The following is an 8959-nucleotide window of genomic DNA, read 5'->3' as shown; positions in this document are numbered from 1 at the left end:
ACTGCCCCGACCCGGTGAACCCCGAATCGTTCACCGACACGTCCGAGAGGGTCACGTTGCCGGTGTTGTTGACAACGAACGAGTACGTGATTTCCTGACCAACCGTGTACGCCGAAGCCGCCGACGGGCTGGCCGTCTTCGTCACCGTCAACGCAGGAGCCGCTGTGATCGTGACGGTCGCAGTGGACGGGGGCGAATCGACCGTTCCACCGGTCGGGGTGGTCGCCGAGCTCGTCGCCGAGTTCGTAACGACACCCGCATCAGCGTCGGCTTGGGTCAGCGTGTAGGTCGCCGTGCAGGTTGCCGATGCTCCCGGCGCAAGCGAATTCGCCGCAACCGGGCAGTCCACTGCGGAGAGGTCACCGGTACCGGAGAACGCGCCCTCGTTGACCGTTGCGTCAGTCAGGGTCACGTTGCCGGTGTTCGTCAAACGGAACGAGTACGTGACGGTGTCGCCAACATTCGCACCAGTCGCGGGACTGGCGGACTTCACCAGCGACAGCGACGGGTTCGGCGTCGACGGGACAGTCACAGTGGACGGGTCCGATGGCACCGGCGTTCCGCTGCCCGGCGGCGTACCGGTAGCAGTGGCGGAGTTCGTCGTTGACCCCCGATCGACGTCAGCCTGGGTCAGGGTGTACGTGGCGGTGAAGGTCCTCGATGCTCCCGGTGCCAGGGACGCAACCGAGGCCGGTGTCAGCGTGCCGAGCTGACCAGAGCCGTTGAAGTCGGAGTCATCGACAGTGACATTCGACATGGTCACGTTGCCGGTGTTCGTCGCCACGAACGAGTAGGTGATCCGCTGCCCGACCGTGTAGGAACTCTGCCCCGACGGGCTCGCCGACTTCACAACCGACAGCGACGGATTTGCCGACGCCGGGATCCTCACTGAGGACGGACCCGACGTCACCGGATCACCAGTGGGCGGAGTTCCCGAAGCGGTGGCCGTGTTCGTCAGCGCACCGGAGTCGACATCCGCCTGGGTTGTCGTGTACGTCGCAGTGAACGTTCGCGACGCTCCCGGCGCAAGCGATGCAACCGATGCTGGCGAGATCGCGCCGAGGGTGCCGGTACCGGAAAAATCTGCGTCATCGACGGTCACTCCGCGCAGCGTGACGTTCCCGGTGTTCGTCGCCTTGAACGAGTACGTGATCGACTGTCCAGCACTCGTGATCTGCTGACGGTTCGCCGTCTTGTCCACCGTCAGTGCCGGCGCCGGGTTCGCCGGCACCGTCACCGTCGACGGCGGCGAGTCCACCGGTGTGCCGCCTGGCGGGGTACCGGTCGCGGTCGCCGAGTTCGACGTGGACCCACGGTCAACGTCCGCCTGCGTCAACGTGTACGTCGCGGTGAAGGTTGTCGACCCTCCCGGCGCGAGCGTCGCGACCGAGGACGGAGAAACCGGGCCCAACTGCCCCGACCCGGTGAACCCCGAATCGTTCACCGACACGTCCGAGAGGGTCACGTTGCCGGTGTTGTTGACAACGAACGAGTACGTGATTTCCTGACCAACCGTGTACGCCGAAGCCGCCGACGGACTGGCAGACTTCGTCACCGTCAATGCCGGAGCAGCGTTCGCGGGGACCGTCACTGTGGACGGAGTCGACGTCAACGGCGTACCACCGGGCGGTGTGCCGGTCGCGGTCGCCGTGTTCGAGGTCGTCCCGCGGTCCACGTCAGCCTGCGTCAGTGTGTACGAGGCGGTGAACGTGCTGGACGCGCCCGCAGCAAGCGATGCAACGGAAGACGGAGAGACCGCGCTCATCTGCCCGGAACCGGTGAAGGCGGTTTCGTTGATGTTCACATTCGAAAGCGTCGTTGCACCGGTGTTCGTGGCCTTGAACGAGTAGCTCACGACCTGTCCAACCCGGTAGGCCGACGGCGCGGAGGGGTCAGCGGTTTTCGTAACGGTAATGTCCGCCACCGGATGCGTGGTGCAGGCAGTGTTCGTTGTCGCGCAGCTCGTCGGCGTGGCCGTGCCGGTCGGGATCGCGTAGTTCGACAGCACGTGATCGCCCGTGTCTGGGCTATTCACGCGGACCGCATAGGTGACTACCGTCTGTCCGCCGGCGGGAATGATTCCGGAGACCCGGAAGCTGCCGGATGAGACAGCGCTGACGGTCAGGCGCGTACCGGAGGACACAGTGGGCTGCGTGGTGATCGTCGCGTCATCCAGAACAGCAGAGAGCGCATCAGTCTGGTCGACCTGTGCCGGAGCAGTACCGTTCGCATTCGACAAGGTGATCGTGTAGTTCACCGTCTGCCCTGCACGCAGTGCCGTCCCGGATGCAGGATCAGCAGTCTTCGTCACCTGCAGGTCCGAGCACAGCCCACTGTCCTGCTGCGACGTCGCACCACCGAACGGGAGACCCGTCGACGCCAGCGTCTTGGTCGGGATGGTCGCGTTCGACGCAGCGGTCGGTATCGAGGCCACCTCGTAGAAATTCCCAGTGGATCCAGCAAGGTAAATCTTGCCACCACTCTGGGCCGCACCGAACGAATTGGGAACGGTGCCCACGACCGTCGTGGTGTTATCCGGGTGGATACGCACCAACGCGTTCTGACCGTTCGGGTTGCCCGTCACGGCGAGGATGTCACCGTCAGCGAGGGAGAGGAAGTCACCCGCGGAGTTGTACCCAGTCGGCAGGGAAGCCGGATACAGCGATGAAACCCCGGTCGTCGGGTTCAGTCGGTAGATGGTCGGACTGCCCCCCGAGGCGTACAGCATCGACCCGTCCGGCAGCGAGCTCAGAGCGTTGTTTACGCCCGTGGTCGGCTGCGGGCCGGAGATGTTCACCGAGGCGGTTTCTGCCCCCGTGTTGGGGTTAAGTGTGTACAGCGTGCTCCCGGAGATTCCGTAGAGAGTGAGGCCGTCGCTCGAGAAGCCGATGTCTCCATACGACTGCACGAGTGGTGAGCTCGCCTGGAGCGTTCCTGTCGACGAGTACCTGTTCAACACCGACTGCGCACCGTTGAACGTGTTGACGGTGATGTTCCCAGGGAGGCAGACCGCGTCCGCTGCGCGGGCCACCTGGCTCGTCACACCGGATCCGATCGTCGTGAGCATCGCGAGGACCAGCGCGAAGAGCGCAGCCAATGCGCCCAGACGGTATCGCCTCCGCTGCGTGTCAACAATCAAACGGGGGTGCGGATTACGCATGAGTCACCGATCAGCTCATCGACCTTCCATCGCGCCCCGCCGAAGAGGCGATGGATCAAGGTCGTCATGGTCATTGCCCTGGGAATCAGCAGAGAACCCCAGGTGGACACTAGCCCAGACTATCCGCTTTACGCGGTACCTGTGACTGAACTGTGACCCGTACGATGACGGAGCGCCATCAGGACTGGGACGCCGTGATGGCGCAGCTATGACGCGGGTTCTCAAAAAAGATGTCGCGCTCCGCGTGGGCAGGTCCGGGTGGGGGTGCGACGGGGTTACAGCGCGACGGTGACGATCGTGCTCGGGCCGACTCGCGTCCCGTTGTCGGCACGGACGACCACGCTGTGCGTACCGCGCGTCATGTCAACGCTTCCCGTGATCGTCGCGGCGCCGTTGGCGGCTGCAGCCGCACGACCGATCCGTACGTTGTCGTAGGTCGCGACGTAGACAGTCTGGGCGGATCCGGAGACCCCGACGCTGATCGTGGTTCCGCGAAACGAGGTCGACACGATTGGTTGGCGAAGAGTCAGGCTCGTGACCGCAGTCGTGCCATTGGCGGTGGCGGTGATCTGGGAAGTCCCGGCAGGGACCGCAAGACTTCCGGAGCGCCAACGCCCCTGCGCATCAGCAACGACGGATGCTAGTACCCCTGACTGTCCGGACAAACGGACCATTACCCCCGGCGAGGCAGTACCTGTGACAATCGGGTAGAAAGCGCCGCCCCCAACGTCGACACTGTTGATCGCGACAGGAATCGTGACGCTCTCACTGTTCTGTGGGCCGTTTCCTCCACCCTCAGAGGGCGCAGCAGCAGCGCTGCGGCCGTCGGCGGGATCCGGAGGTACCCCGTCGCCAAGGGGAGCGACGGTCGGCGCGTGGGCCGACGCCGTCGGCGCGGATGGAGATATCGGCGCGGGTTCAGGCATTTGAGATGCGCGCTCGCGCCTCGGCTTGGGGCTTGTTGCACCGTTGTCGAGTGCGTGGCTCGGTGTCTCCGTTGGTGTCACGACGGCGACGGTGGAGCGATCCGAACTGCGGGCAGCCCAGGCACCGACTCCACCGACGATCATCACAAGTGTCGCAGCGACGGCGACGGCGACGGCCCGTCGGTGCCTGATCGTCTTGACGCCCGGACGTGCCCTCGAGGCGATATCCGCTCGAGCGTCAGGCCCGTCTGTCGTGCCCGACTCCCCCATGCTTGCAGCCCATCCGAGCCCAGCGGTGCCTGTCACTCCCACCGCCAGCGGGAGGAGAACGCTGGTGAAGCGGTTACTGGTATCGACAGCCTCCGCAGCGATGACCGTGCAGGCCGGGCATCCGGCGAGATGAGTATCGAACTTTGCTTGCTTCCGAGGCGACAGCCCACCCCGTGCGTTCTTCCCGACCTGCTCAAGCGTCCATGCATGTTCCGTTCCGGCGCCGGCGGAATCAATGTGGATCTGGATCCAGGCCTGGCGAAGGCCCTCACGAGCACGGTATGACAGCGCTGCGACACTGTTTGCGCTCAAGCCGAGCCTGCCAGCGACTTCCGCTGGGGCGAGTGCGTCCACCTCGGTGAACCAGAGCACCTCCTGCCAGCGGTCCGGTAGCGAGCGGAAGGCACGCAACGTGAGGTCAGCGTCAAGTGCCGCAAGGATCGGCGCATCCGTTGCCCGGGGGTCAGGCACTGCTTCCGCAGCATCCAGGTTGTCTTCACGCCGTTTCCTCGACCACGAGACAGCGATATTCCGAATCGTGACAAAGAGGTACGGCCGGAACGGGCCTGTCGGGCCCCCGCCGTTCATCACCGCGGAAAGGACCTTGAGGTATGCCTCCGAAACTAGATCATCGGCGTCGAACTGCTGCGTGATGGTACGTGCCAGGCGCAGACCAGCCTGGGAGTGTCGGCTCCACAGTTCCGCGAAAGCACTTCGATCGCCAGCGCGCGCTTCGTCGACGAGGATGTGGTCCGGTTTCAGAGGCGCACCAGTGGCTTCACCCATTGGGCCCAGGTCGCTCATCATCGTTCCTAAAAGTTCGGGCACCACACCCGAGAGGTGAGGATGGTTTGGGGATCAGAGTGCGTCAGGGGGCGGAGGAGCCGCGGGTGCCCGAGGCCGTCGTCGGCTCGGGTGCTGAAATCGATCAACCCACTCATCGTAGGTATGGAGTTCCCCCATCGGACAGTCGCACCACACGCGGATCGGCTCGTTCGTAGTCAAGCTGAAAAACAGTTCGACGTGGGAACTTCCGTTTGCCTCTGCTGATGACTTTGCACTCATAGTCGATGGACGCCGGCGGCGGGAGAGCATGACGTGAAGCGACGAAGCAATGTAGTTCACCGTTGAAGCAATCTGAGCAGAACAAGCCCAACCAGCAGGAGGGCGATGCTCGTGCCGATGGTGAGGAAGAGCAGCTGCGCCCCGGTCCCCTCCAGCCGCGCACCGCCCACAGCGGTGCCGCCTGCGCTGCGTGCGATTGGTTCTGCCATGGCCTCGGCCTTCATCTAGGAAGAGGTACCGCCTCACCACCCGAATGCCGGTGAGGCGGTACCAAAGCGCCGGCTCACCCAAACCAGCACCAAGGGAAGCCCCTGATCCCCAATCAGGAGCGGCCACACACAGCCAGGGCAGCTGTGTGTGACGTACTCAGGGGACCACGAAGAACGCGCACTATGACGCGAGTCTCAGACTTCTTTTTTGCCGCCGATCAAGTCGCTGCCCGGAGAGCTCCTTCGGCGTCGGCGGCAGACCAATCCCCCTGCCAGCCGCGAGCGCGTCGTGACGGCCGTGCATCGCGGCGACACCGAGGCCACTCCAGCTTCAGCTCTAGCTCGAGCTCCAGCTCCAGCTCGAGCTCCAGCTCCAGCTCTCGAACCGCATCTGCCACGCGTGCGAGCCCGCTCACCAGGCCGCCACGGGACGCGATCCGGACACGGAACACCACCAGAAGGACGACACAGAGCGAAGCTGCCTACACCTGGCGGGCTCCAGAAACGGCCGCACGTGTGCGGTAACCGATCGGCTACTGAGACGGCACAGTGAGAATCGAAAGCAGGCAGTCTTGACCGATGGTGAGGTTTGCATGGCTTGGGTTCGGCCTATTGGGCGCAGTTGTTGCGGCGAGCAGTGGTGGGGTTTGGTGGCTCGCGTGCACCGGTGTTCTGATCACTGCCGTCAGCATCGTGCTGCAGTACCTGGACGCCAAGCCGTTCGACTGCACGATCGATTCTGCTGACTTCGTGCCGCTCAGCACGGGCGAGTGGTGTTACCAGGAGACGCGTTGGCGCGCGAACGGCCGGGTGAGTATCAACGTGTACGCGCAGCAGTCGGACGGGACGTGGGCCGAGGTTGTCGTGGCCAACGGGATTGACGCGAAGAGAAGATTCTGGGTGGTTGTATCGAGCCCGGCCCCCTACCGCGTAGTCGCTCGTTAGCGAGCTAGCAACGGTTGCAGCTGCGGCAGCGAGGGAGACTGGGTGGCTGTCGTAGCTTCATCTTTGAGGTCAACCGGCCCCAAGGGGCCGGCATCGAGCTAGCGTGCTCGTGGGGGCCAGCCGCGCGCTCCCTTGAATCTCCACGGACGGAGAGCACACAAGACTACTTCCACCGGCTAGCCTCACCATATGGCTACTGAAGTTCGTTCACTTATCGAGAGAATCGCCGACGCTGACGAGGTTTGGGAGGAGCGTCGCTTCACGATTTACCGCAATGGGGAGTCCCGTCCGCTGACGCTTACAATTTCGGATCAGGGAGAGTATGCCGGTTCATTCCGATACTCGGTCCTAGTGGAGGGAGTGGGGCCTACCGACAGTGTGCGTGCGACGGGCAACCCTGCTGCGACAGTGGAGGATGCGCTGCACGCGGTGCATTGGGACCAGCTCAACTGAAGTAGCGACCATCGAAGTCAGGCGTCGACGGTGATGCCGAGGCTGATCCACCCGTCGGGGACTGACTGCAGGTAGGCCTTCAGGGCGGCGTCGTAGTTCGGCCCGGATGCTTCGTGTGGCTGGATCTCGGTCGACCGGGCGACGGCGCGGACGGTGATGTTCCCGGCCGCGGTCGAGCTCAGCGTGTTCGTCTGCGCGACGTCGTACCCGGTGCGCTCCAGGCCGTCGACGGCGCGGGCCCGGGCGGTGCTCTGGTCGTCTGCGTGGCCGTCGGCGGTGATGGTGTTCGTGGAGCGGATCGTGCCGCGGACGGTGGTCATGGATCCAACCTCGCAGCGCGATCCGCTCCTGCGGTGTCGGCGGCCGCGGTCATCATCGGTGGCATGCCCGAGCACCGGTGGGCGCCGCCCATCCACCCCGATCCGCCCGAGGACCAGCCACTCGGCATCCCAGCCCCGCCGGCACCGGACAGGGTGTCCGGTTACCCGGCGGTGTGGGTGCGGGTCGAGTTCACCCGGTCTGGCCCGCAGACCTGCCCCGGGTTCGTTGAGCAGGCAGACGGCGACGTCGTCTACGTGCAGCTCGTGCACATGGGCTTCGTGCACCACGTGTGGTTACCCATGGACCGGATCAAGAAGCGGGCTCTGAAGCCGCAGGGGCGCCGCTGATGGGCGTGCGCCGGCGTGGCCGCTGGGTGCCCGAGGAAGCCGTGTCGCTGCCCGCAGACGCCCGTGGCGGCCCGGTGGGCGACGTCGTGCCGCCGGCGCCCGTGCAGGCGTGGATCCGCACCTACCGCGGTGTCGATCGCCGCGTGGAAGCGAAGGCGATCGCCGCGACCGGTGACGCTGTCCTGATCGAGTGGGGGAGTGGCCAAGCCGCGACCGCGGCATGGGTGTGGCGGGCCGCGGTGAAGCACCGCGTGGAGGTCTCAGCGACGTCATAGCCGACCCCGGTTGCCGGCACCGGGGGTCGTGCGTACCGTGATGGTCTGCGTCCGGACCATTCCCCCCAGTGACTTCGGGCGCCCGCAGCTCGAGCAGCCCCCCCCAATTCGCTCGAGCTGCAGCCGGCCCCGGCCCTGTTCCCCAACAGGCCGGGGCCGCTTCACGTTCGCGGGCCTCTGCGCGCCGGCGAGCTCCTCGAGCACGCGGGATCCAAGCGGACCGCCGGCGGCGGCCTGTTCTGTCTGAGCGGGCCGCCTTCGGCGGGCTGATCTTGTCTGAGGGGAGCCGGCAAGCCGGCCAGTGCTCTGGGCCTGCGGCCCGTTTTTTCACCGAGAAGCCTTCGGCGGCTCGGTCGCAAGCTCCCTCGTAGCAGCCTCCCGGGCCGTGTCTAGCCGCTGGCGCGGCCGGCTCCTCCGAGATTTTCGGCACGCGGTCGCAAGCTCCCTTATTTCGCGCCGAAATTCTCTCCCCCTCCGCCCTTCGGGTAGACACGCCCCTCCCGGCCGCTAGGCGGTAAACCGCCTTCTCGGCAAAAAACGAGGAGGGGACAAGGAGAACGGAAATGAAGTTGATGGGTATTCGAGCGACCGCAGATGGTGCGGTTGAGGGCGTCGTCGTGAACGCGGCGCAGTCGACCCTGCAGGGCACGCGGGAGCAGATCGGGTGCCGCCTGGTGGACGTGGTTCGCCTCGACGGCCGGATCGATGCGTGGATCGATGACGAGGGTATGTACGCGGGGGGCCGCAACGACCTCGCCACCGTCGCGGCGGTTGCTCTCGGGCGTTCCCGGGCGGCGTCGCCGCTGTACGGGACGGTCCTGTTCCTGACCTACGACGAAGCCGGGGACACCCGGTCGCTGTCGCCGGATCAGTACACGGCCGTCATGCGCGCCTTCCAGCACGCGTCCGCCGCGCTCACCGCGGCGCTTCGCCAGCAGTAACACCCAGCAGTCCCACCCATAGAAAAGACCGGGTGCGGAGTTCCCGA

At 65.4% G+C, this 8959-nt stretch carries 7 protein-coding genes; 4 read left to right on the top strand and 3 right to left on the bottom strand.

Translation table 11 applies throughout. The features are described 5' to 3' along the window. Together BOSE127_RS17240 and BOSE127_RS17235 are read right to left on the bottom strand one after the other, a co-directional pair. On the bottom strand, positions 1-3097 hold a 3097-nt coding region (locus tag BOSE127_RS17240), incomplete at its 3' end, for a DUF7507 domain-containing protein (RefSeq protein ID WP_159558331.1). Between the two features lie 338 nt (positions 3098-3435). Continuing rightward, complete coding sequence (locus tag BOSE127_RS17235) at positions 3436-5160, bottom strand: sigma-70 family RNA polymerase sigma factor (RefSeq protein WP_159558329.1); 1725 nt, start codon at positions 5158-5160, stop codon at positions 3436-3438. A 1163-nt stretch (positions 5161-6323) separates the two neighbouring features. Here BOSE127_RS17235 and BOSE127_RS17230 point away from each other — a divergent pair. After that, positions 6324-6575: a hypothetical protein gene (locus tag BOSE127_RS17230; protein WP_159558325.1), complete on the top strand. Its 252-nt coding sequence runs from the start codon at positions 6324-6326 to the stop codon at positions 6573-6575. 470 nt (positions 6576-7045) lie between these two features. On the opposite strand, the gene BOSE127_RS17225 is transcribed toward BOSE127_RS17230, so the two are convergent. After that, positions 7046-7348 (bottom strand): hypothetical protein, encoded by a 303-nt coding sequence (locus BOSE127_RS17225; RefSeq protein ID WP_159558323.1) that lies wholly within the window; start codon positions 7346-7348, stop codon positions 7046-7048. Between the two features lie 63 nt (positions 7349-7411). On the opposite strand from BOSE127_RS17225, the gene BOSE127_RS17220 reads away from it, so the two are divergent. From BOSE127_RS17220 to BOSE127_RS17210, 3 genes are all read left to right on the top strand, one after another. Next, positions 7412-7696, top strand: a complete 285-nt coding sequence (locus BOSE127_RS17220; RefSeq protein WP_159558321.1) for a hypothetical protein — start codon at positions 7412-7414, stop codon at positions 7694-7696. Next, positions 7696-7971: a hypothetical protein gene (locus tag BOSE127_RS17215; RefSeq protein ID WP_159558319.1), complete on the top strand. Its 276-nt coding sequence runs from the start codon at positions 7696-7698 to the stop codon at positions 7969-7971. Before BOSE127_RS17220 ends, BOSE127_RS17215 begins: the two co-directional genes overlap by 1 nt. Before the next feature lie 563 nt (positions 7972-8534). Continuing rightward, on the top strand, positions 8535-8912 hold the full coding sequence (locus tag BOSE127_RS17210; RefSeq protein ID WP_159558317.1) for a DUF3846 domain-containing protein: 378 nt from the start codon (positions 8535-8537) through the stop codon (positions 8910-8912). Positions 8913-8959: the final 47 nt, after the last annotated feature.

It is taken from the genome of Curtobacterium sp. 8I-2 (genome assembly GCF_902506155.1).
GTDB classification, from domain to species: Bacteria; Actinomycetota; Actinomycetes; order Actinomycetales; family Microbacteriaceae; genus Curtobacterium; species Curtobacterium poinsettiae.
Note: the sequence above shows the minus strand (reverse complement) of the source record. Positions and strands in the feature narration are given on the sequence as shown.